This is a genomic window from Mesorhizobium silamurunense (assembly GCF_014843905.1).
Classification (GTDB): Bacteria; Pseudomonadota; Alphaproteobacteria; order Rhizobiales; family Rhizobiaceae; genus Mesorhizobium; species Mesorhizobium silamurunense.
This window is the reverse complement of sequence record NZ_LPVS01000053.1, coordinates 133,541-159,985: the sequence shown is the minus strand read 5'-3', so window position 1 is coordinate 159,985 and position 26,445 is coordinate 133,541. Positions and strand designations below refer to the sequence as shown.

The 26,445-nt window shown below is 62.1% G+C and carries 21 protein-coding genes, 1 tRNA gene and 1 pseudogene; 14 read left to right on the top strand and 9 right to left on the bottom strand.

The window, feature by feature from the left end; all coding sequences use genetic code 11:
* Positions 1 to 9 precede the first annotated feature (9 nt).
* A complete protein-coding gene (locus AU465_RS15260; protein ID WP_192248881.1) occupies positions 10 to 1,176 on the bottom strand; it encodes an acetyl-CoA acetyltransferase in 1,167 nt (388 codons plus the stop codon).
* A gap of 190 nt (positions 1,177 to 1,366) precedes the next feature.
* Between AU465_RS15260 and betI the strand changes: the two genes are divergently transcribed.
* From betI to betB, 5 genes are read left to right on the top strand one after another with little or no spacing between them, the layout of a single operon-like run.
* Complete coding sequence (betI, locus tag AU465_RS15255) at positions 1,367 to 1,957, top strand: choline-binding transcriptional repressor BetI (RefSeq protein WP_192248878.1); 591 nt, start codon at positions 1,367 to 1,369, stop codon at positions 1,955 to 1,957.
* On the top strand, positions 1,954 to 3,483 hold the full coding sequence (gene betC, locus AU465_RS15250) for a choline-sulfatase (protein WP_192248874.1): 1,530 nt from the start codon (positions 1,954 to 1,956) through the stop codon (positions 3,481 to 3,483). Before betI ends, betC begins: the two co-directional genes overlap by 4 nt.
* Complete coding sequence (locus AU465_RS15245) at positions 3,480 to 4,484, top strand: threonine/serine dehydratase family protein (protein WP_192248871.1); 1,005 nt, start codon at positions 3,480 to 3,482, stop codon at positions 4,482 to 4,484. The genes betC and AU465_RS15245 overlap by 4 nt, the downstream gene beginning before the upstream one ends.
* The gene (gene betA, locus AU465_RS15240; RefSeq protein ID WP_192248868.1) at positions 4,477 to 6,129 is read left to right on the top strand and encodes a choline dehydrogenase; all 1,653 of its coding nucleotides are present in this window, start codon (positions 4,477 to 4,479) and stop codon (positions 6,127 to 6,129) included. Before AU465_RS15245 ends, betA begins: the two co-directional genes overlap by 8 nt.
* Positions 6,130 to 6,180: 51 nt before the next feature.
* Positions 6,181 to 7,644 (top strand): betaine-aldehyde dehydrogenase, encoded by a 1,464-nt coding sequence (gene betB, locus AU465_RS15235; RefSeq protein ID WP_192248864.1) that lies wholly within the window; start codon positions 6,181 to 6,183, stop codon positions 7,642 to 7,644.
* A gap of 95 nt (positions 7,645 to 7,739) precedes the next feature.
* Here betB and AU465_RS15230 read toward each other — a convergent pair whose 3' ends face one another.
* Positions 7,740 to 9,977, bottom strand: coding sequence for a mannose-1-phosphate guanylyltransferase/mannose-6-phosphate isomerase (locus AU465_RS15230; protein WP_192248861.1), 2,238 nt, complete (start codon positions 9,975 to 9,977; stop codon positions 7,740 to 7,742).
* A 56-nt stretch (positions 9,978 to 10,033) separates the two neighbouring features.
* Positions 10,034 to 10,921: a LysR family transcriptional regulator gene (locus tag AU465_RS15225; protein ID WP_192248859.1), complete on the bottom strand. Its 888-nt coding sequence runs from the start codon at positions 10,919 to 10,921 to the stop codon at positions 10,034 to 10,036.
* A 98-nt stretch (positions 10,922 to 11,019) separates the two neighbouring features.
* Between AU465_RS15225 and AU465_RS15220 the strand changes: the two genes are divergently transcribed.
* A complete protein-coding gene (locus AU465_RS15220) occupies positions 11,020 to 11,907 on the top strand; it encodes an NmrA/HSCARG family protein (RefSeq protein WP_192248855.1) in 888 nt (295 codons plus the stop codon).
* Between the two features lie 16 nt (positions 11,908 to 11,923).
* Here AU465_RS15220 and AU465_RS15215 read toward each other — a convergent pair whose 3' ends face one another.
* On the bottom strand, positions 11,924 to 13,444 hold the full coding sequence (locus AU465_RS15215) for a phosphomannomutase/phosphoglucomutase (protein ID WP_192248851.1): 1,521 nt from the start codon (positions 13,442 to 13,444) through the stop codon (positions 11,924 to 11,926).
* A 200-nt stretch (positions 13,445 to 13,644) separates the two neighbouring features.
* Here AU465_RS15215 and AU465_RS15210 point away from each other — a divergent pair.
* Positions 13,645 to 13,721 (top strand) — tRNA-Pro (locus AU465_RS15210).
* 430 nt (positions 13,722 to 14,151) lie between these two features.
* On the opposite strand, the pseudogene AU465_RS38035 reads toward AU465_RS15210, so the two are convergent.
* Together AU465_RS38035 and AU465_RS15200 are read right to left on the bottom strand one after the other, a co-directional pair.
* Positions 14,152 to 14,540 (bottom strand): annotated as a pseudogene (locus AU465_RS38035) (transposase); the annotation flags it as partial.
* A 13-nt stretch (positions 14,541 to 14,553) separates the two neighbouring features.
* The gene (locus tag AU465_RS15200) at positions 14,554 to 14,775 is read right to left on the bottom strand and encodes a DUF6471 domain-containing protein (RefSeq protein ID WP_192248848.1); all 222 of its coding nucleotides are present in this window, start codon (positions 14,773 to 14,775) and stop codon (positions 14,554 to 14,556) included.
* A gap of 818 nt (positions 14,776 to 15,593) precedes the next feature.
* Here AU465_RS15200 and AU465_RS15195 point away from each other — a divergent pair.
* Both AU465_RS15195 and AU465_RS15190 read left to right on the top strand, forming a co-directional pair.
* Complete coding sequence (locus AU465_RS15195; RefSeq protein WP_192248845.1) at positions 15,594 to 15,782, top strand: hypothetical protein; 189 nt, start codon at positions 15,594 to 15,596, stop codon at positions 15,780 to 15,782.
* A gap of 28 nt (positions 15,783 to 15,810) precedes the next feature.
* Positions 15,811 to 15,954 (top strand): hypothetical protein, encoded by a 144-nt coding sequence (locus AU465_RS15190; protein WP_192248842.1) that lies wholly within the window; start codon positions 15,811 to 15,813, stop codon positions 15,952 to 15,954.
* Between the two features lie 199 nt (positions 15,955 to 16,153).
* Here AU465_RS15190 and AU465_RS15185 read toward each other — a convergent pair whose 3' ends face one another.
* Both AU465_RS15185 and AU465_RS15180 read right to left on the bottom strand, forming a co-directional pair.
* Complete coding sequence (locus AU465_RS15185; protein ID WP_192248839.1) at positions 16,154 to 17,113, bottom strand: LysR family transcriptional regulator; 960 nt, start codon at positions 17,111 to 17,113, stop codon at positions 16,154 to 16,156.
* A 138-nt stretch (positions 17,114 to 17,251) separates the two neighbouring features.
* Positions 17,252 to 18,250, bottom strand: coding sequence for a class I SAM-dependent methyltransferase (locus AU465_RS15180; protein WP_192248836.1), 999 nt, complete (start codon positions 18,248 to 18,250; stop codon positions 17,252 to 17,254).
* 432 nt (positions 18,251 to 18,682) lie between these two features.
* Here AU465_RS15180 and AU465_RS15175 point away from each other — a divergent pair, with 432 nt between their 5' ends.
* The 5 genes from AU465_RS15175 to AU465_RS15155 all read left to right on the top strand — a co-directional run bounded on the left by AU465_RS15175 (position 18,683) and on the right by AU465_RS15155 (position 25,031).
* Positions 18,683 to 19,408, top strand: a complete 726-nt coding sequence (locus AU465_RS15175) for a helix-turn-helix transcriptional regulator (RefSeq protein ID WP_246506114.1) — start codon at positions 18,683 to 18,685, stop codon at positions 19,406 to 19,408.
* Positions 19,409 to 19,601: 193 nt separating this feature from the next.
* Complete coding sequence (locus tag AU465_RS15170) at positions 19,602 to 20,720, top strand: MFS transporter (protein WP_192248830.1); 1,119 nt, start codon at positions 19,602 to 19,604, stop codon at positions 20,718 to 20,720.
* A gap of 1 nt (position 20,721) precedes the next feature.
* The gene (locus tag AU465_RS15165) at positions 20,722 to 22,107 is read left to right on the top strand and encodes a hypothetical protein (RefSeq protein ID WP_192248827.1); all 1,386 of its coding nucleotides are present in this window, start codon (positions 20,722 to 20,724) and stop codon (positions 22,105 to 22,107) included.
* Positions 22,108 to 22,569: 462 nt separating this feature from the next.
* Entirely contained in the window at positions 22,570 to 23,610 is a 1,041-nt protein-coding gene (locus AU465_RS15160; protein WP_192248823.1) for a GSU2403 family nucleotidyltransferase fold protein, read from the top strand.
* Between the two features lie 254 nt (positions 23,611 to 23,864).
* Positions 23,865 to 25,031 carry an ATP-binding protein gene (locus AU465_RS15155; RefSeq protein WP_192248820.1) on the top strand — a complete coding sequence of 389 codons (1,167 nt, stop codon included), beginning with the start codon at positions 23,865 to 23,867 and terminating at the stop codon, positions 25,029 to 25,031.
* A 102-nt stretch (positions 25,032 to 25,133) separates the two neighbouring features.
* Here the strand turns inward: AU465_RS15155 and repC are convergent, their stop codons facing one another.
* On the bottom strand, positions 25,134 to 26,414 hold the full coding sequence (repC, locus tag AU465_RS15150; protein ID WP_246506112.1) for a plasmid replication protein RepC: 1,281 nt from the start codon (positions 26,412 to 26,414) through the stop codon (positions 25,134 to 25,136).
* Between the last annotated feature and the right edge of the window lie 31 nt (positions 26,415 to 26,445).

The following is a 26,445-nucleotide window of genomic DNA, read 5'->3' as shown; positions in this document are numbered from 1 at the left end:
GGGCTGCTTCTAGCGAATCCTGTCGAGGATGGAAACGTAATTGGCGACGGCAGCACCGCCCATGTTGAAGATGCCGCCGAGTTTTGCACCCGGCACCTGGATGCCGCCGGCCTCGCCGGTAAGCTGCATGGCTGTCAGCACATGCATCGACACGCCGGTGGCGCCGATCGGGTGGCCCTTCGCCTTCAGCCCGCCGGAGGGATTGACCGGCAGGCGGCCGTCCTTGGCCGTTACGCCCTCCATCGCGAGCTTCGCGCCCTCGCCGGGCTTGGCCAGCCCCATCGCCTCGTATTCGATGAGCTCGGCAATGGTGAAGCAGTCATGCGTCTCGACGAAGGAGAGATCGTCGAGCGTGACGCCGGCCTTCTTCAGCGCCTGCTCCCAGGCCCGCTCGCAGCCTTCGAAGGAAAGGATGTCGCGCTTCGACATCGGCAGGAAATCCTGGACATGCTCGTTGGCGCGGAAGGTGACGGCGCGACGCATCTTGAGCGCGGTCGCTGTATCGGTGAGCACGAGCGCCGCCGCGCCGTCCGAGACCAGCGAGCAGTCGGTGCGCTTCAGCGGACCGGCGACGAAGGGGTTCTTCTCGCTTTCCTGGCGGCAGAATTCGTAGCCGAAGTCCTTGCGCATCTGCGCATAAGGATTGTCGACACCGTTCTTGTGGTTCTTGGCGGCGATCATGGCAAGCGCGTCCGACTGGTCGCCATAGCGCTGGAAATAGGCCTGGGCGATCTTGCCGAAGACGCCGGCGAAGCCGGCCGGCGTGTCGCCATCCTCGGGCAGATAGGAGGCCTTGAGCAGGTTCTTGCCGATCTCCGGGCCGGGCGTGGTCGTCATCTGCTCGGCGCCGACCACCAGCACGATGCGGGCGGCGCTGGCATCGATGGCGCGGATGCCTTGTCTCACCGCGGCCGAGCCGGTGGCGCAGGCATTCTCGACCCGCGTCGCCGGCTTGAAGCGCAGCCGGTCGTCGGCCTGCAGCACCAGGCTCGCGGTGAAATCCTGCGGCGAAAAGCCCGCATTGAAATGGCCGAGCACGATCTCGTCGACATCGTCCGGACCGATGCCGGCATGGTCGAGCGCGTCCACGGCGACCTTGGTGATCAGGCCCTCCAGCGTCTCGCCCTCGAGCTTGCCGAAGCGCGAATGCGCCCAGCCGACGATGCATGCGGTCATGGCAGCCTCCATTTGCCGCGCAGCCTAGCACGATCCAGCCGCGGCACGTGATTCAATATTGTTCAATAGTGAACTTTTTTCCAGTCTTTACGATGGGCCAGAGCGACACGATCGGTTGATCCCAGTGTCGATTTTTTTATTGATTGATCCGTCAATAAAAAATAATCTCGCCGGAAACCGGATCCCCCAAATGCCGAAAATCGGAATGGAACCGCTGCGCCGCAAGGCGCTCATCGACGCGACGATCTCGGCGATCGGCGAGCGCGGTTCGCTGGACGTGACGATGTCGGAGATCGCCGGGCGCGCCGGCGTGTCGTCGGCGCTGGCGCATCATTATTTCGGCGCCAAGGACGAGCTGCTGTTCGCGACGATGCGGCACATCCTTGCCGAACTCAACACCGACACAAGGCGCGCGCTGCGCCTTGCAACGACCCCGCGCCAGCGCGTCTCGGCCGTGGTCGCCGTCAGTTTCTCCGACGAGCAGTTCCAGGCCGAAATCATCGCCGCGTGGCTCGCCTTCTATGTCGAGGCGCAGCAGTCTTCCGCCCTGCGGCGGCTGCTGCGCGTCTATGCAAAGCGGCTCAATTCCAACCTCATGAGCGGGCTGACCGGCATCCTGCCGAAGGCCGAAGCGGACCGCGTCGCCGAAGCGACGGCAGCGCTGATCGACGGGCTCTACATCCGGCGCGCGCTGAAGGACGGCGTGCCCAACGCGCAGACCGCGATCGCGCTCATCGAAGACTATCTCGAAACCAAGCTCAACGGACGGAGCCTGCCTTGACGACCCGACGGCCCAATTTCCTGATCGTCATGGTCGATCAGCTCAACGGCACGCTCTTCCCAAACGGCCCGGCGGATTTCCTGCACGTGCCGCATCTGAAGGCGCTGGCCGCCCGCTCGGCGCGCTTCGCCAACAACTACACGGCCTCGCCGCTCTGCGCGCCCGGCCGGGCCTCGTTCATGAGCGGCCAATTGCCGTCGCGCACCAGGGTCTACGACAACGCGGCCGAATTCGCCTCCTCGATCCCGACCTTCGCGCATCACCTGCGCAGCGCTGGCTATTATACCTGCCTCTCCGGCAAGATGCATTTCGTCGGACCGGACCAGTTGCACGGCTTCGAGGAGCGGCTGACCACCGACATCTATCCCGCCGATTTCGGCTGGACGCCGGACTACCGCAAGCCCGGCGAGCGCATCGACTGGTGGTACCACAATCTGGGTTCGGTCACCGGCGCAGGCGTCGCCGAGACCACGAACCAGATGGAATATGACGACGAGGTCACCTTCCTCGCCACGCAAAAGCTCTACCAGCTGTCGCGAGAGCAGGACGATGCGGACCGCCGGCCCTGGTGCCTTACCGTTTCGCTGTCCCACCCGCACGATCCCTATGTCGCGCGCAAGCAGTATTGGGATCTTTACGAGAACTGCCAGGCGCTCGATCCCGAAACGCCGTTCATCCCGCATGACGAGCAGGATACCCACTCGCAGCGGCTCTACCGCGCCAGCGATTATACGTCGTTCGAGATCACGCCCGAGCAGGTGCGCCGTTCCCGGCGCGGCTACTTCGCCAATATTTCCTATGTCGACGACAAGCTCGGCGAGCTTCTGGACGTTCTCAAGCGCACCCGCATGCTCGACGACACCACCATCCTGTTCTGCTCGGATCACGGCGACATGCTGGGCGAGCGCGGCCTGTGGTTCAAGATGAGTTTCTTCGAGGGTTCCGCGCGCGTGCCGCTGATGATCGCCGGCAAGGGCGTGCCGGCCGGCCTGATCGAGGCGCCGGTTTCCAATCTCGACGTGACGCCGACGCTCTGCGACCTCGCCGGCATCGACATTGCGGCAATCACGCCGTGGACCGACGGCCAGTCGCTCCTGCCCCTGCTTGGCGGCGAGGCACGCACCGCGCCGGTGCTGATGGAATATGCCGCCGAAGGCTCATATGCGCCGCTAGTCGCAATTCGCGACGGCAAATACAAGTTCGTTCATTGCGAGCTCGACGCACCGCAACTGTTCGATCTCGAAGCCGATCCGCTCGAACGCGACAACCTGGCCGACGATCCGGCGAACGCCACCCTGGTGGCCGCTTTCATGGACAAGGTCCGGGCGCGCTGGGATATGGCCGGCTTCGACGCCGCAGTCCGCGAAAGCCAGGCGCGCCGTTGGGTGGTCTACCCGGCGCTGCGCAACGGAGCCTACTACCCCTGGGACTTCCAGCCGCTGCAGAAGGCATCGGAACGTTACATGCGCAATCACATGAACCTCGACAATCTCGAGGAGAGCAAACGGTATCCGCGAGGCGAATGATGGCTGACATTCTCGTCCCTACCCTCGACCACCTGAAACAGGCCTATGCCGCAACCTCGACGGCGACGCAGGTGACGCCGCTGCTGGAGACGGCCGCCCTCGCCAGGGAGACGGGCGCGGCGCGCGTCTTCGTCAAGCCGGAGTCGCTGCAATGGGCGGGCTCCTTCAAGGTGCGCGGCGCCTATTGGCGACTGAAGCGGCTGTCGCCCGACGTAGCGAAGAAAGGCGTCGTCGCCTATTCCTCCGGCAATTTCGCGCAAGGGCTGGCGGCCGCCGGACAGGCGCTCGGCATTCCCGTCACCATCGTCATGCCGATCGACGCGCCCGCCGCCAAGCGCGATGCCACGGCCGGCTATGGCGCGCGGGTGGTGCTGACCGATCACGGCGATCGCGCCCGCGAGGAAGTGGCGGCCGCCAAGGCGCGCGAGATCGCCGAGACCGAGTACCTCACCTTGCTGCATCCCTTCGACGATCCCGAGATCGTCGCCGGCCAGGCCGGCGCCGGGCTGGAAGCGCTCGACCAGCTGGCGGCGAAGAAGGCTCACGCCGATCTCGTGTTCTGCTCGGTCGGCGGCGGCGGGCTGATCGGCGGCGTCTCGCTCGCCTTCCACTACCTGTCGCCGACGACGGAGATCATCGCCGTCGAGCCTGAAGGCTTCAACGGCATGGGCTCGTCGCTGGCGCATGGCGCGATCGAGACCATGCCGATCGGACCGAAATCGATCTGCGACGGGCTGATGGCGCGGAAGCCCGGCGAGGCGCCCTTCGCCGCGGTGAGTGCCGCCGGCGTGCGCGGCGTCACCGTCGACGACGCCGCGGTGCGGCGTGCGATGAAGATCGCATTCGAGCGGATGAAGCTGGTGCTGGAGCCCTCGGGCGCGGCATCGCTCGCTGCTCTGTTGGGGGGCAAAGTCGACGTGACGGGAAAGACCGTCCTGGTTGTGGCTACCGGCGGCAATGTCTCGCTGGCCGATTTTATGGCGCATATGAACAATGCTTGAAGCGGATTTCGTCATCATCGGCTCCGGCTCGGCCGGCTCGGCCATGGCCTACCGGCTGTCGGAAGACGGCAAGCATTCGGTGATCGTCATCGAGTTCGGCGGCACCGATATCGGACCGCTGATCCAGATGCCGTCGGCGCTGTCGATCCCGCTCAACATGAGCCTCTATGACTGGGGTTTTGCCAGCGAGCCGGAACCGCATCTCGGCGGCCGCGTGCTTGCCACGCCGCGCGGCAAGGTCATCGGCGGCTCGTCCTCGATCAACGGCATGGTCTATGTGCGCGGCCATGCGCGCGACTTCGACCACTGGGCTGAACAAGGTGCTGCCGGCTGGGGCTTCGCCGACGTGCTCCCCTATTTCAAGCGCATGGAGGATTCCGACGGCGGCGAGGACGGCTGGCGGGGCAAGAGCGGCCCGCTGCATGTGCAGCGCGGCACGCGCAAAAATCCGCTCTACGGTGCCTTCATGGAAGCCGGCCGCCAGGCCGGTTTCGAGCTGACGGACGACTATAACGGATCGAAGCAGGAAGGCTTCGGGCCGATGGAGCAGACCATTTTGGGCGGGCGCCGCTGGTCGGCCGCGAATGCCTATCTGAAGCCGGCTCTCAGGCGAAAGAATGTGAGTCTGGTCAAAGGTTTCGCCCGACGTGTGGTGATCGAGAATCAACGCGCCATAGGTGTCGAGATCGAAGCTAACAAACAGATTCAGGTCGTTAAGGCGCGACGTGAGGTGATCGTGGCGGCATCCTCGATCAATTCGCCGAAGATCCTGATGCTGTCCGGCATCGGCCCGGGCGCGCACCTGCAGGAAAACGGCATAAAGGTCGTCGCCGACCGGCCGGGCGTCGGAAGCAATCTGCAGGACCATCTGGAGCTCTACATCCAGCAGGAAGCGACCAAGCCGATCACGTTGAACTCCGTGCTCAACCCCTTCTCCAAGGCGATGATCGGCGCGCAATGGCTGTTCTTCAAGACCGGCCTCGGCGCGACCAACCATTTCGAGGCCGCGGCCTTCGTGCGCTCGCAGGCCGGCGTCGATTATCCCGACATCCAGTATCACTTTATTCCCGCCGCAGTGCGTTACGACGGCAAGGCGGCGGCGAAGTCGCATGGCTTCCAGGCGCATGTCGGGCCGATGCGGTCCAAGTCTCGCGGCTCGGTGACGCTGCGCTCGCCGGACCCGAAAGCGAAGCCTGTGATCCGCTTCAACTACATGTCGCATCCGGACGACTGGAGCGAGTTCCGCCACTGCATCCGCCTGACGCGCGAGATTTTTGGCCAGAAAGCCTTCGATGCTTTCCGCGGCAAGGAGATTTCGCCGGGCAACCATGTGCAGACCGACGACGAGCTCGACGCCTTCATCCGCGACCATGCCGAGAGCGCCTACCACCCTTGCGGCACCTGCAGGATGGGCCGCGCCGACGACCTGACGAGCGTCGTCGATCCGGAATGCAGGGTGATCGGCATCGAGGGCCTGCGCATCGCCGACTCCTCGATCTTCCCGCGGGTGACCAACGGCAATCTCAACGCGCCCTCGATCATGACCGGCGAGAAGGCGTCCGACCACATCCTCGGCCGCACGCCGCTGGCACCGTCCAACCAGGAACCATGGATCAATCCGCGCTGGCAGGTGGCCGACAGATAGCGCATGATCCGGGCGGTCGCCCTGCCCCTCGAAGAGAAGTGGAGAACCGCCATGCGCGCCCAACCGACGGCATCGCATTACGTCAACGGCCGCTATATCGAGGACGAGGGCGGCGCGCCGCTGCCGGTGATCTATCCGGCGACGGGCGAGACGATCGCCACGCTGCATTCGGCGACGCCGAACGTGCTGGAGCTGGCGATCGAGGCCGCACGCGCCGCGCAGCCGGCCTGGGCGCGGCTGAAGCCGGTCGAGCGCGGCCGCATCCTGCGCCGCGCCGCCGACATCCTGCGCGCCCGCAAAACCGATCTCGCCCGCATCGAGACGCTCGACACCGGCAAGGCGATCCAGGAGACGCTGGTGGCAGACGCGCCTTCGGCCGCCGATTGCCTCGAATATTTCGCAGGCGCGGTCGCCGCCTTCAACGGCGATATGATCGATCTCGGCGGACCGTTTGCCTATACAAGGCGCGAGCCGCTCGGTGTTTGCGTCGGCATCGGCGCCTGGAACTATCCGATCCAGATCGCCGGCTGGAAGTCGGCGCCGGCGCTGGCCATGGGCAACGCCATGGTGTTCAAACCATCGGAGAACACGCCGCTTTCAGCGCTGGCGCTGGCCGAGATCTACAGCGAAGCGGGCCTGCCCGACGGGCTGTTCAACGTGGTGCAAGGCTATGGCGATGTCGGCGCCGGCCTCGTCGGACATGATGTCGTGGCAAAAGTTTCGGTGACCGGTTCGGTGCCGACAGGCCGCAAGGTACTCTCGCTTGCCGGCTCGAAGATGAAGCATGCGACGATGGAGCTCGGCGGCAAGTCGCCGCTGATCGTCTTCGACGACGCCGATCTCGAAAACGCCATCGGCGGCGCCATGCTCGGCAATTTCTATTCGACCGGCCAGATCTGCTCCAACGGCACGCGGGTCTTCGTGCAGAAGGGCCTGCATGACCGCTTCGTCGACCGATTGGTCGAGCGCACCAAGAAGATCCGCATCGGCGATCCGCTCGATCCGGAAACGCATATGGGGCCGTTGGTCAACAAGGCGCAGCAGGACAAGGTCGTCTCCTACATCGGCGCCGGCAAGCAGGAAGGGGCGACGCTTGCCTGCGGCGGGAACGTGCCGTCGCTGCAAGGCTTCGAGGGCGGCTTCTTCATCGAGCCGACGGTGTTCACCAATGTCACCGATGGCATGCGTATCGCTCGCGAGGAAATATTCGGGCCGGTGATGAGCGTGCTGAAGTTCGACAGCGAGGACGAAGTGATCGAGCGCGCCAACGACACCGAATTCGGCCTGGCGGCAGGCGTGTTCACGCGCGACCTGCCGCGCGCCCATCGGGTGATCGCCGAGTTGCAGGCCGGCACCTGCTGGATCAACGCCTACAATCTGACGCCGGTGGAAATGCCCTTCGGCGGCGTCAAGCAGTCAGGGATCGGGCGGGAGAATTCGCTGGCAGCACTGGCGCATTATTCGCAGCTCAAGGCGGTCTATGTCGAGACCGGGGACGTGGCAGCGCCTTACTGAAGGATTGACAAATTACGGACGTCGGCGGGACAGCACCCCCCTCTGCCCTGCCGGGCATCTCCCCCGCAAGGGGGGAGATTGGCAGCTTCGACGCCTCACCCCTTCTCCGCGGTCCCGTCCAGATACTGCGTCAGCGCATAGACCAGGTGGTAGAAGATGCTCGCCGGCACGTCGGTCGCCAGTGACCGGCCGCGCTCGTCGATGCGGTCGATCCACAGGCCGAGCGGCGCCGGGTCGATGTGCCAGCGGAAGAGGCGGCCGACACGCGCCTCGATCTCGGGCTTGACGTCCGGCCCGCCCGAGCCGTCGAGCGCGATCGCCGCCTTCACCGCTTCCGCCTGCGGCCAGCTGCGCGACACGCGGTCGAGCGGCAGGCCCTGGCGCGAGACAGCGCCGTAGGCAAGGCCGGTGGCGCGGTTGAGACCGTTGGCGACGGCGGAGGCATAGAGCTTGCGGGCAAAGCCGGTAAGCTCGGCCTGGCCGCTGCGGGCGGCAAAATCGACGAGCAGCGAGGCCCATTCGAAATGGTGGCCGGGCTCGGTCCAGGCGCCCTTCTCGCCCGCCACGGGCTTCCAGCCGTCGTCGAAATACTCGCCCAGCGTCCAGCTTTCGGCGTCGAAGAAATGGCTGCGAAAGAGGTCGATGACGCGCGCGGCGCGGCGCAGATAGGCGCGCTCGCCGGTGGCCTTGTGCCAGGCAAGGAAAGCCTCGAGCAGATGCATGTGCGGGTTGGAGCGACGCTCGCCCTCGCCGTCGGACGTTTCGAGGAAGCCAGTCATGCGGCTGTCCTCAAGATGAGCGTCGAGAAAGGCGAAGGTCTCTTCGCCGAGCCGCAAGGCTTCGGGATGACCCGACATATGGGCGTGCGCCAGCGCGAGCAGCACGCAGGAATGGTCGTAGGCGTCCTCGACCGGATCGGCGACTGAGCCGTCGATGTTGAGCGTGCGCACCCAGCCGCCTTTGTCGGTGCGACCTCGACCTGCCATGAAGTCGATGCCATGCGCGATCAGCCGATCGGCGGGGCCGTCCCAGCCGCGCTCCTTGGCGACCGCGAAAGCATAGACCTGGCGCGCCTGCGTGCGCATGCGCTTGGGCTCCATCAGCGGCGTGGCGTCGAAGCCCAACGCTTCATGGAAGCCGCCATGGCGATCGTCGACACCGATGGTCGACCACAAAGGCAGCGTCTCCTCGAACAGCCAGTGGCGCACGCGCCGCCGCCAGGCGCCGCTCTCGATGACGCGGTCATGCGCCGGCGTGAACCTCGTTTCCAGCCGGCCGGATTTCTCCAGCTGCTCGACGATCTTCTTGACGTGCTGGCTGTGGCTGACCGGCGCGACGAAAGTGGCGTCGGCGGTCGAGACGATGGCGACGTCTTTCATGCCGATGGCCGAAAGCAGGCGGCCGTCGCTGCGGATGTAGGAGTTCTCGCAATCGATGGCGACGACATCGCCGAGGATGACATTACCGTTGTTGTCGGACGGGCCGACATCGAGCAGCGACTGCCAGGAACCGAGGTCGTTCCAGCGGAAGCCGGCCGGCACCATGGCGATGTCCTTGGCCCGCTCCATGATGGCGTAGTCGATCGAGGTCGACGGGATCGCCGAATAAAGCTCCAGCGGGATGTAGAGGCCGGAAAGATCGCTGGTCGCCGCGTGATAGGCGACTTCTGTCGCCTGCCAGATGTTCGGCTCGAAGGCGGCGAAGGCATCACGCATGGCGCCGGCGCGAAACAGGAAGATGCCGGTGTTCCAGTAGAAATTGCCGGCATCGAGATAGGTCTGCGCGGTGGCAAGATCGGGCTTCTCGACGAAGCGCGAGACGTCGAACACGCCGTCCCGGTCGGCGGCGACTTCGATGTAGCCATAGCCCGTCTCGGGCTGCGTCGGCTTGATGCCGAACACCACCAGGCGGCCGGCACTGGCAGCGGCAGCGCCCGCTTCAATGCTCTGCCAGAACTGGCGCGCGGTGGAGATCTCGTGGTCGGAGGGCACCACCAGAACAAGCTCGTCACCAAATTCGGAGAGCGTGCGCAGGCTCGCCAGCGCCACGGCTGCCGCCGTGTTGCGCCCGGTCGGCTCGAAAAGCGGACCGCCGCCGGCGAGATCGAGGCCGGCAAGGTCGGCATGGACGCGCTCGGCGTGGCGCTCCGAAGCGATCAGGAAGATCGGCGTCTCGCCCTCGGGCCGAGCCGCTAGCCGGCGCAACGTCTTGGCCAGCATCGAGCCATCGCCGGAGAGGTCATGGAACTGCTTGGGATTGTCCTCGCGCGACAGTGGCCATAGCCGCGAACCGACGCCGCCGCTCATGACGAAACTGACGATGCGCTGGCTCATTCGGGTCTCACGCTCAAAGTTGGCCGATCCGGTAGCACAGATGCTTTAAGCGGTGTTTACCGGGTGGAAATTCGCTCAGCTGCCAGATCGATAAAGGCCTTGACCAAGGGCGAAAGATGGCGGCTGCTCGGATAAAGGACATAAAGCCCGCCGGCAGGCGTGGTATGGCTGCCGAGAACCCGGCGCAGCCGCCGCTCGCTTATCAGCCCTTCGGCTATTGCATTGGGGATTTGAGCGATGCCGTAACCGGCAAGGGCGGCGGTGACGACCGCCTGCATCTCGTTGGCAGCGAAGCGTCCGGTCACTGTGACCGTCTCCTGCCCATCCGGCCCGTCCAGCACCCAGTGGGCGCTGACCGCCGAAGGGCCGGCAATCACGCAATCGTGGCGAGCTAGGTCCGCCGGCATGCCCGGCGCTCCATTGCGCGCCAGATAGTCCGGACTGGCGCAGAGCAGTCTGTGCGTGGCGCCGAGCTTGCGGGCGATCAAGGTCGAGTCCTCGAGCACCCCGGTGCGGAAAGCAACATCGATCCCATCCTCGACAAGATTGAGCCTCTCGTCGGTGAGGCGAAGCTCGACCTTGGTTTTTGGGTACATCTCAAGAAAGTCGACGACGGCACGATTGAGAAAATAAGGGCCGAAACCGACGGGCGCAGAAATGCGGATGGTGCCTGTCGGTTCCGCCCTTGCCTCGGCGAGACGCAGATTTGCTTCCTCGATCGTGCGCAGCGCCTGGCTGCTCTGCTCGTAATAGAGGCGGCCGGCATCCGTCATGCTGAGGCTGCGCGTCGTGCGCTGCAGCAGGCGGACGCCGACCTCGCGCTCGAGCGCGGCCACACGGCGGCTGACCGTCGTCTTGGGCATGGCGAGCAGCCGCGCGGCTGCGGTGAAGCTTCCGGCTTCCACAACACGAGCGAAGACGACGACGTCGTTAAGGTCAAACATTGTATTCATCAATGGGACAAAGTTTCTCAATTATAGGCAATTATGCATCAATTTGACAGTCCCTAACTTTGCTCCATGCAAACCGAAGGAGCAGATAGATGACCAGCAAACGAACCGTTCTCGTCACCGGCGCGACGGGCCAACAGGGCGGCGCCGTCGCGCGCGCCCTTCTTTCGAGGGGCCACAGCGTGAAAGCGCTGACGCGCAGGCCGGACAGCGATGCTGCCCGGCTACTGGCATCGGCGGGCGCGAACATTGTTGCCGGCGATCTCGCCGACGCGGCTTCGGTTATCGACGCAGCAAAGGGCGTCGACACCATGTTCCTGATGGGCAATAGCTACGAGGCAGGGATGGAAGAGGAGACCCGCCAGGGCATCATTGCCGCCGACGCGGCGAAAGCTGCCGGCATCGGGCATCTGATCTATTCCTCTGTCGCCGACGCCGACAAGAAGACCGGCATCCCGCATTTCGAGAGCAAATATCTGGTCGAGCGGCACATCACCGGGCTCGGCATTCCCCATACGATCAGTGCGCCGGTCGCCTTCATGGAAAATGCCGTCGCGCCATGGTCGATCGGCGCGCTCAGCCAAGGCATCCAGGCCTTCGCGCTACCCGCCAAACGGCCTCTGCAACTGGTTGCGCTGGCGGATATCGGCGCCTTCGTCACGGCGTTGGCCGAACGGCGTGAAAGCGTGTTCGGCAGGCGCTTCGATTTCGCAGGCGATGAGCTGTCAGGCGAAGAGCAGGCGCGGATCCTGTCACAGGCTATCGGCCGGCCGATCACCTATCAGGAAATCCCGATCGCCGTGGCCCGCCAGCAGAGCGAGGATGCGGCTGCGATGTTCGAATGGTTCGACCGCGTCGGCTACGACGTCGACATCGCTGCTCTGCGCAAGGATTTCCCGGAGGTGCGCTGGCACAGTTTTGCCGATTGGGCGAAAGCGTTCGATTGGAGCGCCCTCGAACGGGCTCCATCCGCCGGCTGACCGTTCGATCGCTGCGCTAAAAAGTCTGGTTGTAGGCGCCGATTTCCGGATTGCGGCGCAGCACGGCGTCGACGGCTTCGAACATCTGCCGACGCCGGTCGGACGACACCGGGCTCTCCACCACCACGACGAGCTCCGGCTTGTTGGAGGAGGCGCGCACCAGACCCCAGGTGCCGTCCTCGGCGACGACACGCACGCCATTGACGGTGATCAGCGCCGCGATCTTCTGGCCGGCGAAATCATCGCCATCGCGCCGCATCGCCTGGAAATCGGCCACGACGCGCTCGACCACGCCGTATTTCACCTCGTCGGCGCAGTGCGCCGACATGGTCGGCGTGCCATAGGTCAGCGGCAGCGCGCGGTAGAGATCGGCCATCGATCGTTGCGGATTGCGGTCGAGCATCTGGCAGACGGCGATCGCCGTGATCAGCCCGTCGTCATAGCCGCGGCCGATCGGCGGGTTGAAGAAGAAATGGCCGGACTTCTCGAAGCCCGCGACGGCGCCGAGTTCGGTGACGCGGCGCTTGATGTAGGAATGGCCGGTCTTCCAGTAGTCGGCGATGGCACCGTTCGCCTTGAGCACATGATCGGTAGCGAACAGTCCGGTCGATTTGACGTCGACGACGAAGGTCGAGCCCGGATGCAAACTGGAGATGTCGCGCGCGAGCATGACGCCGACCTTGTCGGCGAAGATCTCGTTGCCCTTATTGTCGACGACGCCGCAGCGATCACCGTCGCCGTCGAAGCCCAATCCGACATCCGCACCGGTCTCCAGCACCTTTTCGCTGATGGCATGCAGCATCTGCATGTCCTCTGGATTCGGGTTGTAGCGCGGAAAGCCATGGTCGAGCTCGACATCGAGCGGGATCACCTCGCACCCGAGGCGTGCAAGCGCTTCCGGCGCGAAGGCGCCGGCCGTGCCGTTGCCGCAGGCGCAGACCACCTTGAGCTTTCTCGATATCCGCTTTCCCCTGGTCAGATCGTCGAGATAGGTTTCGCGAAAGCCGGAGACGAATTCGTAAGCGCCGCCGCCGGCGAGGTCGAAGTCTGCGTTGAGCACGATCCTCTTCAGCGCGCTCATCTCTTCCGGGCCGAAGGTGAGCGGCCGCGCCGCACCCATCTTGACGCCGGTCCAGCCATTCTCGTTGTGCGAGGCGGTGACCATCGCGACTGAAGGCGTATCGAGCGCGAACTGGGCGAAATAGGCCATGGGCGACAGGGCCAGGCCGATATCCGTCACGCGTGCGCCCGCCGCCATCAGACCGGAAACGAGCGCCAGCTTGATCGATAGCGAATAGGAGCGGAAATCATGGCCGGTGACGATGTCCTGCCCGGCACCCAGGCGGCGGATCAGCGTGCCCAGACCCATGCCGAGCGCCTGGACGCCGATCAAATTGAGCTCCGGCGCCTTCGTCGAGCCGGGATGGCCGAACCACCAGCGCGCGTCATATTCGCGAAAGCCCGACGCCTTGATCAGCGCCGAGGTCTCGAATTCGAAGCTGTTGGGCCGGGCTTCGCCAACAATCGTCAGGGGCAATGGTGGAAACTCCAAGGGGGACCGGAATGCCGATTTATGGGCCTGCGGCTTATCATAAAAGCCTTTAAGCCGGTCTTTACCCGATGGCTAAATCCCATGCCTTCCAGACAACCTTGGTGAAAGCCGGCGAAATGCGACACAAGTAGCCATTGGCGCTTGCAGGATCGGAAAGCGGCGGCTATAAGCCCGCCGTCTGGTCACGGAGTGTAGCGCAGTCTGGTAGCGCACATCGTTCGGGACGATGGGGTCGCAGGTTCAAATCCTGCCACTCCGACCAGAAAAAACAATGGGTTAGCGATTTGACACTTCGGCTACCCCACAGATATCCCCACAGAATGGTTGAAAAGTATACCCGCTGCTCGGTATATAACATCGAGATGCTGGCAATCGATTGTCTTAGAATGCTGAAGGGTTTCGGGTGCTGTCAGGCGTACGAAGGTCTCTGATGCAGGAACCCGCGGGCCGCCCGTGGTGAGTTATGGGGATTTGTGTTTCGGGGCGTGCCAGCGCCTGTCGCGAACTTCCGCATAGGGTGCAGTCGGCATGTCGCGTACGGGATTTCCGGGCCAGGTCGCAGGGACTGCGCGGTGATTCTGACGGGGTCCGCGTGCCGCGCGACTGGCGACACAGCGACGTACACCCGTTGAACGCTCGATCGTGGCGCGGTCGTGTGGGCAAACGGGCCATGCCGGGTCATGATGCCTTGTCCGGTTGGTCGCCCTTGTGTTCGGCGGTCCGCGACTCCCTCCACCGTTCGAACGTCTCGATGATGACCGTGCGTCCGCCGCAGCAAGGGCAACGCGGGCGGACGTTAGCTGGTTCTTCCGGAGTGTCGTCTTCCGGCGGAGCGACGTTCAGCAGTTCGCGCGCGAGTGCGAGGCTGGCCCTGCGGGCGGAGCCGGAGAGCAGCCCATAGCGACGGATGCGGTGGAACCCACGCGGCAGGACAGGCGATCAGGCGGCAGTTCGAGATGGCGACCCGCTGAGTGTAGTGCGAAAGGTAGGCGAGCACCGCTTGGGGCCGGCGAAGGCCGGCTTGGCATAGACTGCTGCGAACAGGCTTCAGATGACGCAGGAAGGCCCAACGGTCGGCCAGGCCCCTCTCACTTTCAGTCGAGCTTCAGCCTCTTCGACCCTATCGCCTTAAGGCACTGCGCGAAGAAGACGGCAGTGAAGCGCCCGCGCGATAGCTTGTTGCGGATGTTGGGCACTTTCTCTTCGACCCCGATGGCTGCCAACTTCTCGGCTAAGTCGGTATAGCTCAGGCCTTGGAGCTTCAGCTCGGCCTTCAACACGCCGCTTATCAACCGCTCCCACTCGGATTCGGTCATCCGAACATTCTCCGCCAAAAACTTTCGCAACCCATTGCAGTCCCCTATTGCTACTTATGTATCGAATATAGTACTATGGTACTTTATATGGACTATCCTAAACGAACCCAAAAGGACCCCCACATGACCATCGACCGTACAAACGGCAAAGGTGCTGGCGGACCGTGATTGGGCGCGACGTCTGTTAGGTAAACACTAACGGCGTCTGCTATCGCGACGGTAGCGGGATCACGACCGCGCTCGCGGACTGGCTGGTACTTTTCGGTGATGTAACTGGCGAGCCGCTTTTCAGCGCGTTCGCGGTTGCCAGTGCCGCCGCAAGCGCTGATGAAGGTGCTGCCATCGCGGATGAACCAGCCGGCCCGGCTGCGCAAGGCTCCGTCCTGCTTCCTGCTTTCGTCCCGCCAGACAAGGCGTGCCCCTTTCGAAGTCCTCGACATCTTTCCCTCATCTCGGCGATCGCGGCCAAGGTGACATACTTTTCTTGGCGATCATTTCGGTGACCAACCGTCCTCATAGTTGCGTAGGTCGGTTGCGCCCATCGTATCGTCTGGGAACGCGATGCTGGCCGCTATCTCCAGCCGAAGCGACGCGGTTTCACGGGCTGATTGTCTTTCTGCAGGCTGAGGTTGGCGATCACAGCGCGGTTGGGCGCCGTGGAACTTTCGTTGTTGGATTGCTATGTTAGGACCACATGGCAGCACGGCGGAATGTTTTGATTGTTGCCCAAGGGCGTGGAGATCCTCGTCGTCGTAGTGCAGGTCCAGCTCCGATGAAAGCTCGCGCGGGAGGCCAAACCGAAAGAAACCGCTGGCCGTATGGTCGCGGTGCTGAACTGGTTCGGCGACATGATGATTGGCGACATCCACGGCAAGATCTGCCGTGACTATGCCAAAGCGCACGGGGGCGGTGCCGCCGTTAGGCGACAGCTGGAGGACCTGCGGTCAGCGCTGAACAACTATCATCGAGAAGGCTATGTAACCTCGACTGATGCAACAGGGCTCTGATCCCTGGGCAGCCGCCGGCTTCCTCGGCATGACCGTCGACATGCTGATCCAGACCTATGGCCACCACCACCCCGACTTCCAAGCAGATGCGGCCGACGCGATCGTCTCCAAGGCGCGCTCGCGAAACCTCCCAGTTCATGATCGCGCGAAATCCCTGCTCACGATCAAATGAAACGAGCGCTCACCATCGCGTGAAATAGCTGCCCACCATCGCGTGAAATGGCTGCTCACATCAGCGAACGCGCAGCCAACCAAGGGCAATAGGCTTGTTGGCGGGTCAGAGGCCCCCGTGTTCGGTTTGCTAGGATCCGGGAACAGGCAACAACGGCTGCGCGACAAGATCTCTCAATCTTTGCGGTGTGATCGCTGGGCTAGGGACGACGATCGAGGCGGTCACGAACGCATGCGGACCGCAGGTGTTCTGGTCTCGGAATCGTATTCGCCATCTTTCTGGCAAGGCCAATCAGCCGCAAAACGGCACGTTTCGGATTCGTTTCAAGCCAAAAGGCTTTGATCGAGCAGAGACTGTTGTGGCCATCAAGAGGCCTCCACGCCGTTGCATCAATGGCGACTGTTTGAGCGAAGCTCTCCCCTGCCAACGTAACGCCTTGGCCTAGCTGTACATTGAAGATGACCGTCGCTTGGCCAGGTTTGCACATCTTGACAGTTGGGCGGCACCCCTCGGCAAGGATGCCTTCCAGCATATGGAAATCCAGCAACGGTCCGATCGTTCCGACCGGGACGAGCAGTTGCATGTCCGCAAGATCCGCCCATGTGACAACCCGCCTTTCGGTGAGCGGATGACCAGCAGGCATTAGAACGAAGACACGCTCCCGACAAAGCATCTCGGCGCAGCACGACGTGACGGTGCCGAGGCTTGGCGCAAAGACGATGTCGAAGCGCCGACGGTATACGGCCGCCAGGCATTGTTCGCGCGGAATATCCTCGATGGCCAAACTGACATCTGGACAGGATTTGCGGAAGCGATCGATAAGGCGCTTCAGGAATTCTCCTCCCGCTATCGCGCACAGCCCAATCCGGACCGTCTTTGCGTCCCTATTGTCGCGGGCGGTGTCCCGGAAAGCTTCCTGCAAACCTTCGAAATGGGTCCGTACGACCTCGGTCCAGGCTCGCCCTGCCTCGGTCAAACGAACGCCGCGAACGTCGCGCTCAAACAGCTGCATCTCCAAAAGCTGTTCAAGTTTAACGACGTTGCGGCTTACGGAGGATTCCCGGACCCTAAGGGCTCTTGCCGCCTGACGCAGGCTGCCGTGATCCACGGCTGCAAAGGCGTAGGCCAGTAATCGAAGGGCGTTGCCGTTGCGCATCATGCATCGGGCGTCTTGCGGATATTGTCATGGATCATGTCTGTTTTGGCGCAACGCGTTCGGGCAGTTCTCCGCGCGGATCGCGGTCAGAAGGGGTGCGTTTGCCCGCACGACGCGGTCTCAAAGAGCATCGCTGAGCCATCATTTTTGCTGCAGGCCGGCAGCGTAGTCGGTGGGGCCCCGATTCAAACTGGCCTCGTAGACATATTCGCTTGGAATGGCCGGGTCCGCCATCTGCGAAAGGAACAGGTTGAGATTTTCTCTGCTGTTGCTCGCTGCAAGGCTGCAGAAGTTTCCACTGTTCCATGTAAGGACGCAGTGATTGAAATGCCTGCCCGCTGCGTGGAACATCTCTTCCAGCGTCACCTCATTGTTGAACATCGTCTTGAGAACGGCGGTCTTCTTTTTCTCGATTTCATCTTGTGGAAAGTACCGCGCCTTGAAACCGAAATCCTTCTGCCACTCCCGGCGCGCGTAGTCGTTTTCGTCAGCCGCTCGAAACTTTTCGACGAAAACGAAGATGCCTCCGTCCTTGAGGTGCTGCGTGACAAACTCGATCTGCTTCAACCTGTTTGGCGAGTACATCTGGAAGGTGGTGTCCTCTAGAATGAAATCGAATCCAGACGCGAACTTTGCCAGCCGGACGTCTGAGCTAAGAACGTCCTTGGTCAGTCGATGAAAGGGCCCAACGAAGAAGTCGGCGCCCGGCGGTTCGCCATATGCCATGAAGCACTTGTAGTTTTCCGCGTTGGGGCTGCACGACAGGCTGCGGATCTTTCCACCGGACAACTCCGACAGTGTCCTCGCCATGGTGCCCTCCGCTGTCCCAAGGCTGTATAGCGACAGCGGAGCCAGACAATACCGCGCGTATTTCAGCATGGCGTAGGCCATTCGGCATTCCTCCTCCAACCGGTAGGGAATGCTGCCGTGGTAGTGCTGGTCGAAAAAGCCTTGCCGGGCCGCATGCAGGCCGACCAGACCGCGAAGCAGATCATCGCTGGGCAGCAGCCGCGCGTCGACTGAGGGTTTCCGGATTGGCATTCCGCTCTGGCCGGCGGCGGTCGCCGCAAAGAAGCCTGTAAGTTCGTTGATCCGCGGGCCTCGGTCGCATTCGGCCAGAAAATCATCGAGTCCCCGCATAGCAATATACCTCCACAACCGTTTGATCGGTGAGACGCCTAAAGCTCGACGAAAAAATGAAAATTAGCGTGACTGAATATTCCGCTTGGTCGAGTATAGGCGGAAGGATCGGATAGACCGGCCTGGTAGTAACGGCTTTCATTCGTTTGCCGTTTTTTCGCTAAAGCCACATCTTCCACCAACTCAGAATTATTTGTGATTTGTCCAGCAACCTGGGGTTCTGCAAAACACGAGCGCGAGCTTCTCGTTAAAAGGAGGTCGTTTCGATTGGCGGAGACCTTTTACCTTGACCCCAACAAGATACGTCCTTCACGGCACCAGACGCTGGCTCATCACTATGAGAGCTGGGGAAATATACGGGTGGACTTAATTAGTAGGACGGGATTGGAGCGACAGGAAACAAGGATTTCGCATCCCCGGCATATGTTCCTGATGAACCTGAAGGGCGCGGCGCGGCGCGGAGAAGACTTCATCGATGGGCGCCGGGTTTCTTTCTCGGCAAGGCGGCCTGGCTCGATAATATACATCCCTGCCGATCGCGAGTGGACTGGCTGGGACGAGGGTGATGCGACAGCGTCCTACCTGCTGGTGTCGATCGACCGGGAATTCGCCGAACAGACTTTTGGGGGATCAGCCTTCTGCCGCCCGGCGGAACTGCCACCGTGGATCGGATTTCGAGACAGCACCATAGAGATGGCGCTGCAGAGGATAGCCGACGAGCTCAGGTATCCCGATCCGATCAGCGCCACGATGGTTGAAAGCCAGGTCGCGCAATTGTTCGTGCAGTTGGTCAGGTTGAATCGAAACAGCCGTCAGCCGGCAAAGGGCGGTCTGTCGGCTTTCGATCTCAAACGGGTGATGGCAATGATCGAGTCGTTGTCAGACGACAGGCCCACTCTGGCCGACCTCGCACGAGAGCTTGGTATCAGCCGGTTTCATTTCAGCAGGGCCTTCAAGCAGTCGACAGGAATGACGCCGCATGCATTCATCGCACGGCGTCGGCTGGAGCAGTCCGCGGATATGCTTCGATCGACCAACTTGTCGGCGACCAGAATCGCGATGGAATGCGGCTTCAGCAGTTCGAGCCATTTCACGACCGCTTTCAGGCGAGCCTTCGGCGCCAATCCGATCGAATTCCGGCGCAAGTGCAAGACATAGACCCCTACGGTCTGGCTGATTTCAGCAAGAATCTAAAAAGTCCGGCATCGCTGTAAAGAAGGCTTCGCTGCAGCGGGTATGACGAGCGGCTGTATGGTTGGATGCGCCGCCCATGTCAGAGGCATGTCGAATTTATTGTGACCAAAGACCGACCGTCCAATCCCGGGTGCTCCTCGGGTTCCTGGCCAGTACGATGTCGGCGGCCGTCGGACGAAACGGCTACTACATTGCATCCGCATGGGTCCTTGTCGACGCGGGGCACGGAAGCACCGGTGTGGCGACGATGCTTGCGATCGTCAGTGTAGTCGAACTCGTCGCTAGCCCTCTGGTCGGCGTGGTGGCGGATCGGTTTGACCGACGGCGGTTGAATATCGCTGGGGACCTCGGTCGCTTCGCTATCATGCTCGCCACAGCTTGCGCGCTTCTCTACGAGGACGTGTTCCTGACGATCTGCCTCTCAGCGGTCCTCTTCGCATTTTGTGACCGAGTGGCTCTTACGAGCTCGCAGTCAGTGATCCCCGTTGTGACGCGGGGCGGCGATCTCGCGACCTCAAATTCCACTGTCTTCTTCGTCATTCAATCCGGCTGTCTCGGGGCGGCTCTGCTTTTCGGGCCCGTGCTGGGTGAGCACTCCGCTGCCCTGGCGTTCACCGTCCTTGCTGCGTTCTTCTTTGTTTCAGCAATCAGCCTGTTTTCGGTGCGGTTGGATTCGAAGTCGGACAGTGTGAACGGGGCCCAAAGCTTTGCACTCAACATTGACTTGCGTTTGGCTCGCCTCTTTACCGTCCACGCGCTCCTCTATGGAGGCGCGGTGCTGGTCAGTGTGATGGGGTCAAGCTTTGTTTTCGAAGAACAGAAAGGTACCGCCGTCGATTTCGGCTACGTCGAGGCGACGTGGTCGGTAGGCTCACTGATCGGAGCTGTTCTTGCCGTCAGGCTGACACGAACAATAAGTGCTCACAGACTGCATTTCGTGCTTTTGGGCCCAACTGCGCTCTCGCTGACGGCGCTGCCACTTATGCCCCTACCTTGGTCGCTGATCATCTTTGCGGCACTTGGGTTTGTGTACAACCTTGGGCGCGTCAGCGTCGAGGTCACATTGCAGTCGCGGGTATGCGATAGTGCATTGGGCAGGGCCAAAGGCGTCATGCATAGTTTCGCTGTGGCGCTGGGAATGCTCATTTTCAGCGCCGCAGCCCTTTTGGGTGACAGTGTATTTCCTTCAACGGTTTTCTTCAGTTTCGGCGTTGTGCTGCTTATCAGCGTTCCTGCATTGAGCATCGGTATCACGCGGCAAAAGGAGAAATCATGAGGTGAACGATCTGGCAGACACCGATGCGAAAGGGGCCGTCCTTGGATCGCTAGCGGCGCTCTACCCGTGGATGCGACCCTACTATTTGAAGCCCCTCCGCGACTACGCTTCTCGCCTGTTTGAAGCGCCAAGCGCTAAAGCCGAGCCAATAATCCGCCGTCGTGCCCTAACCAAGCTGCTTGACGCGATCGGGAAGGCAGGAAAGCGAAACGGACTGCCGCTCAGTACTGTCGAGCAAATCTGCAGGGAATGCGAAGAACGCCGCGTGCTGCAGACAGGCCCTCATCTGTTTCTCCTGATGGAACCGGAAGCATACTATACTCATCTCTTCAGTCTCCTTGGTCTCTCGACTCACGGCTGCTCAAGTTACGTGTCTTATGCCGTTTCAACGGTCAGCCTTGTCGAAAGGCCGCGCAAGGGGCCTGGCTGGCTCACCGTGGATGGCAAGCCGATCAACGTCTTCGGCCTCAGCCGAAGCCGGATGATTGGATATAACCTCCTGACCGGGCCGGGAGCCTATCGGTTCGAGCTGGTGCCTGCGGAGCAAGGCACTGAGTCAGACGCTCTCCGGCTGCTTCGCAGCCTTTTGCCAGACCCGCAATTCGAGCGGCCCGCGCATGCCATCAAGGCAGCCAATCTCGCCCTTTGGCCAAAGCTGTTCGGAGGCGGTTTTGCTTTCCTCCAGATCGATGACGAGGATATTGCCGACCTTGTGGTGGACCATCTGTCGGACGAGAATTCCTGGCTACGGGCGCGCTTTCTGGAAGATCCGAAGCTCGCTACGAACATCCTTGCCGAGATCGATAGGCTTGTGGACGGGCCCTGGAGCGGTTGGCTCGCGCGCGGTACAGATTTCTTCTGGTTCTATGAAAACGGGAGACGCCTGCCACTGCGGCTGATGGCTGGAGAACTCATCAATCCGGCAACCGGATCGAAGGTAGCTCGCTTCGCTGTTCCCGACATCACCGACGGACTGACGAGCCGCAGCCTTGTTCCGAATCTACTCCTGATGTTTCTGGTCTTGTCGATCCTGCCTGGCGTACGCGCGCTCGGAGGGAGCCATCAGCCAATCTACTATCCCCTGATGCGTTACGTTTTCTGTCGAGCGCTCGAAGCCGTCGGCGCGGATGCCGATCTTCGACGTGCGCTCGCAAGCGACGATCTGCCAGGCGCTTGGGGGCATAGGGTAATTGAATGCGACGACGATCCCTTCCAGCTATTCAAAAGCGAAATCGGCGACATCATGTACCACTTCGGCAACATGCCCTTCGTAGAAGCATGTGGAAGCATGGGCGGCTTTGTTTCCGACCCTCGTTGGACCGAGCTTTGCGTAAGGCTACAGGATCAGGCGACCGGAGCATCCGATGCAAAATGGGCGTTCTCGTGATTCCAAATCGCGCCGCCCCCGGGCTAAATTGGTGGGCCGCTAAGAAGGAGACTTGAGGTCGTCTCGGCCGGGGCCATCTCGCAAACGAGATCCTGCCAATGCCGCCCAAGTGCAAGATGCGCGTCCGCATTCTGGGTATTGTCCCGCGAAGAATAAGACGCGAGCTTTGGAGTTGCAGGACGTTCAACCGCTTCGGCCGGGCGATAAACTGCTGCTGGCGGACGGCGGGGAGCAGGCCTAACCGGTGGAGCGCTGGTGGTTGGCATCTAATTCCGGGGGTCTGCCCGCAGTTGGATGCACGCAGGTCGCCGAGAACAGGCAATGTCTGCTGCGCGGTATCAATTCTTCATTTTTTACAATAACATCAACAGTCTCGCATGAATTTGTGCTCCACTGTTGCAGTGGGCCTTCGCTCCGAGTAATCTGCAACAGTTTCAAGGCGCTGACGGAGCATCTGTTGAAGTGACTGATTTTATTGAGTTAAATAACGATCAACGGCGCGAAAAAATCAACTCCGATCAGCGCTTCGCCGCGCTGACCGAGGGCAGGAGAAAGGCGAAGAGCTTTCGAGGGTCCCTCGTTTGGCATACGGTAAACGGCACCGAACACCTTATGCGCAGCTACTACGATTCCACCGGGGCGCGACGCCAGAAGGTGGAAGGCCGGCGCTCGCCTGCAACCGAAACTCGAAAAGCCAATTGGGAGGCGTCTCGCGCTGCCGCCCGGCAGACGCTCTCGGCGCGACAGGAGCAAATGGAGCGTCAATCCGCGGTTAATCGAGCGCTCAGGCTTGGGCGTGTTCCCTTGATCGCCGCACGGATTATCAGAGCAATCGATGATGCCGGTATTCTGGGTGAAGGCATTCGCATCGTGGGAACGAACGCCATCTATGCCTACGAGGCGGCGGCCGGGGTTTTTGTGGATCCGGGGATCACGACGACCGAAGATATCGATCTCCTCATGGATGCCCGCCAATCGCTCAGAATCGTTGCCGGAACCAACATTGAAGATGGGGCACTCATCAACCTTTTACGCAAGGTCGATCGTTCGTTCGAGCGGTCGTCCGCGACGTTCCGCGCGGTCAACCGCGATGGATATCTTGTTGATCTGATCAAGCCGCTTGCGAACCCGGCTTGGAAGCAGACGCGCGCAACTGTTGGCAAGGCCGACGACGAATTGGTGGCGGCCGAGATCGCCGGTTTGGCATGGCTGGAGAATGCCCCGGCGTTCGAAGCAATCGCGATTGATGAAAAAGGCGGACCGTTACGCCTGATCGTTCCCGATCCCAGGATCTTTGCTGCTCACAAATTCTGGGTCTCGAAACAGCCTGATCGCGAGCCAATTAAGCGCCGGCGCGACCTAGCCCAAGCGCATGCAGTTGCTTGTCTTACGGCGCAATATCTCGAGCACCTTCCGTACGAAGCAAAAGAGCTTCGCGTCCTTCCCCAGGCTGTTTTCGAGGACGCCTGTCATCTTTTCAAGCGGTCGGCGCCGACGCCCTGACGCCATAAGTAATGCATCATCAGAACCTACTTTGAAACTTCCCTGGTAGGCGCAACTGTTGACAGGGCGGCTTCGCATCGTCCAACCGGGCAATCCCCGACTTCCAGGCGAAGCGTCACTTCCTCCTCATCGCGTGGACTGGGTCTCCGTTGCACTTCGTCATCGTGTTTCAGATGTCATGCTCCGGGCCGCTATCCTGACCGCTGCTACGTTTCTTCCTTGCAAAATTGGAACTACACTCCATAATTGCCAGGATGATTGCGCGCCGCATCACGACCGAACTCACCGAGCTGCTGGACAGCATGCCCGCCGTGGCGCTGCTCGGGCCGCGTCAGGTCGGCAAGACCACACTTGCGCTCGAAATAGCCGAACGGCGGCCTTCGATTTACCTCGACCTTGAATCCGAGGCCGACCGCGCCCGGCTTGCCGAACCGGAGCTTTATCTGGGCGAGCATGAGGACAAGCTGGTCATCCTGGATGAGGTCCATCGGCTGCCGAACCTGTTTCAGAACCTGCGCGGGCTGATCGACCGAGGCCGGCGCGCCGGTCGGAAAGCCGGCCGCTTCCTGCTGCTGGGATCGGCATGGATCGACCTCCTGAAGCAGTCAGGCGAGACCCTTGCCGGCCGCATCGCCTATCTCGAAATGCGGCCGATCGACGGTATAGAAGTCGGCGCCGCCGACCTTGGTCCGCTATGGGTGCGCGGCGGCTTCCCCGACAGCTTCTTGGCAGCCAGCGACCGGGCCAGTCAGCGGTGGCGGCAGGATTTCATCCGCACCTATCTGGAGCGCGACGTCCCCCTCCTCGGCCCGCGCATCCCGGCCGAGACGCTGCGCCGTTTCTGGACCATGCTGGCGCACCACCAGGCCGGCCTGCTCAACGCCGCCGAGTTCGCCCGCGCGCTCGGCGTCGATGGCAAGACAGTCGCGTCTTATCTCGACCTGCTCGTCGATCTCCTCCTGGTTCGCCGGCTGGAACCCTGGCACGCCAATGTCGGCAAGCGGCTGGTCAAATCCCCACGCGTCTATGTCCGCGACAGCGGCATTGCCCATGCGCTGCTTGGGCTCGCCACGCAGGAAGACGTGCTCGGACATCCGGTGGCCGGCGCCTCCTGGGAAGGGTTCGTGATCGAAACCCTCACCGCGACCGCACCCGCGGGCACGATGAGCAATTTCTACCGAACAGCCGCGGGTGCGGAGATCGACTTGCTGCTCACATTGCCGGGCCAGCGCCTCTGGGCCATCGAAATCAAGCGAAGCCTGACGCCAAAGGTGGAAAAAGGCTTCCACCAGGCCTGCGAGGACCTTGCTCCGGAGCGGCGTATCGTCGTCTTTCCAGGAGCGGAGCGTTTTCCGCTCCAGCATGGCATCGAAGCGATGCCCTTGCAGGATCTGGGCCGGGCGCTGCTTGACGAAGCATGATGCGAAGCTCCTGCATTATTCCCTCAAGGCGGGCTCAAGAGCCCCCTCCCCCTGCTCCGAAGCCGTTACCCGGCTCTTTGCATCGACTTTCCACGCAACACATCACCATTTCGGCTTTTCCAGGCTGCGGCGCAGCGCGTCCGACACCTGAAGACTTTCGCCACTCGGTGGACGGCTCGCTTGCGGCGCGCCCTGCCCCTTCCTGGCCGCTTGTTCCGGCTTGCCGGCATCGAGCTTGGCCCTGAGCAGCGCCATCACCATCGGCCAAGTCGAGAATTTGCCGTCCCTGGCACGCTCAGTCAGGCTGCGCAGGTAACCGCCGGCGTTGTTGATCTGCGCGCTGCGCTGGTAGATCGCGGCGAGCGTAATCGCGACCTGCTGCTCGCCCAACACATCCAGCGCGGCCTTCCAGGCGCCGGGACTGACGCCGAGCATCGGCCGGGCGGCCTCCGCCGCGGCCAGAAAATCGCGCCAATGGCGAATTTGGCCGCCCTGGGCCAGTTCGCGCAGATTCGGGCATGCATCCAGCACGATACCCAAGGGCAAATCCCGTTTTGGCAGGCTGCGTACGTTCTCGGTTTCCGCAAACGTCGCCGCTTCATCATATTTTCTAGAGCTGCTTTCAGAATCAGATGGAGAGTCTGGGTTTGAATTCTGTATGTGGCGACCGGAATGGGACTCATAGGCGTCCGGATTCGGAGTTTTTGCGAATGATTCCAGTGTGTCACGGATTTCCGCCCAGAGGTCCTCAAGCTCGCTGTTGATACTCTCGATCAACTGTCTCGAGGCCGTGCGCGGCAGCCGGCCGATGATCGCCTGATAGGCCTGCAGAATGCGGCCCCAATTGCCGGGCACCTTCTCCTCGATGCCGGCGTCGATCATCTTGACGATGTCGCGGCGTAGCAGCGTGAGGCGATCCCGGGCGACGCGAAACGCCTTCTTCTCGGCCTGAACCGCTTCGGCGCGCTCCCTGAACTCTTCCGCGCGCGCCACGATCGGCGCCAGATCGAAGCCATAGGCCTGCTCGATCTCCCCTCCCCGGCCGTTGCGCGCGAAGCGCTTGCCGTTCGGACTGTCCGGGCGAATGACCAGCCCGCAGTCGACCAGCACCGCCAGATGACGGCGCAGCGTGGTTGCCGGCAACTTCGAAAGGGGCACGCCTTGTCTGGCGCGATGAAAGCATCCGCGCAAGCTGCCCGTGGTGCTCAGCCGCGACGAGGTTGCCCGTCTCCTCAACGCCACCACCTGCCTCAAGCGCCCGCCACGGATTTTGCGGTAGCCTCTCTTGAGACCGCTGTCATTGGGATGCGCAGCGACACCGGCAAGTGCTGCGGCCATCAGGCCGCGCTGTCGGTCGCCTATGGCGCGGTAGCTGCTGGCCATCTTGCCGAACTCGGCTCCATGACACGCCGCA

Coding starts and splice junctions, on each gene's coding strand:
- AU465_RS15260 (WP_192248881.1), bottom strand. CDS start 1,176: ATGACCGCATGCATCGTCGGCTGGGCGCATTCGCGCTTCGGCAAGCTC.
- betI (WP_192248878.1), top strand. CDS start 1,367: ATGCCGAAAATCGGAATGGAACCGCTGCGCCGCAAGGCGCTCATCGAC.
- AU465_RS15245 (WP_192248871.1), top strand. CDS start 3,480: ATGATGGCTGACATTCTCGTCCCTACCCTCGACCACCTGAAACAGGCC.
- betA (WP_192248868.1), top strand. CDS start 4,477: ATGCTTGAAGCGGATTTCGTCATCATCGGCTCCGGCTCGGCCGGCTCG.
- betB (WP_192248864.1), top strand. CDS start 6,181: ATGCGCGCCCAACCGACGGCATCGCATTACGTCAACGGCCGCTATATC.
- AU465_RS15230 (WP_192248861.1), bottom strand. CDS start 9,977: ATGAGCCAGCGCATCGTCAGTTTCGTCATGAGCGGCGGCGTCGGTTCG.
- AU465_RS15225 (WP_192248859.1), bottom strand. CDS start 10,921: ATGTTTGACCTTAACGACGTCGTCGTCTTCGCTCGTGTTGTGGAAGCC.
- AU465_RS15220 (WP_192248855.1), top strand. CDS start 11,020: ATGACCAGCAAACGAACCGTTCTCGTCACCGGCGCGACGGGCCAACAG.
- AU465_RS15200 (WP_192248848.1), bottom strand. CDS start 14,775: ATGACCGAATCCGAGTGGGAGCGGTTGATAAGCGGCGTGTTGAAGGCC.
- AU465_RS15195 (WP_192248845.1), top strand. CDS start 15,594: ATGGTCGCGGTGCTGAACTGGTTCGGCGACATGATGATTGGCGACATC.
- AU465_RS15190 (WP_192248842.1), top strand. CDS start 15,811: ATGACCGTCGACATGCTGATCCAGACCTATGGCCACCACCACCCCGAC.
- AU465_RS15185 (WP_192248839.1), bottom strand. CDS start 17,113: ATGATGCGCAACGGCAACGCCCTTCGATTACTGGCCTACGCCTTTGCA.
- AU465_RS15180 (WP_192248836.1), bottom strand. CDS start 18,250: ATGCGGGGACTCGATGATTTTCTGGCCGAATGCGACCGAGGCCCGCGG.
- AU465_RS15175 (WP_246506114.1), top strand. CDS start 18,683: ATGAACCTGAAGGGCGCGGCGCGGCGCGGAGAAGACTTCATCGATGGG.
- AU465_RS15170 (WP_192248830.1), top strand. CDS start 19,602: ATGTCGGCGGCCGTCGGACGAAACGGCTACTACATTGCATCCGCATGG.
- AU465_RS15155 (WP_192248820.1), top strand. CDS start 23,865: ATGATTGCGCGCCGCATCACGACCGAACTCACCGAGCTGCTGGACAGC.
- repC (WP_246506112.1), bottom strand. CDS start 26,414: ATGGCCAGCAGCTACCGCGCCATAGGCGACCGACAGCGCGGCCTGATG.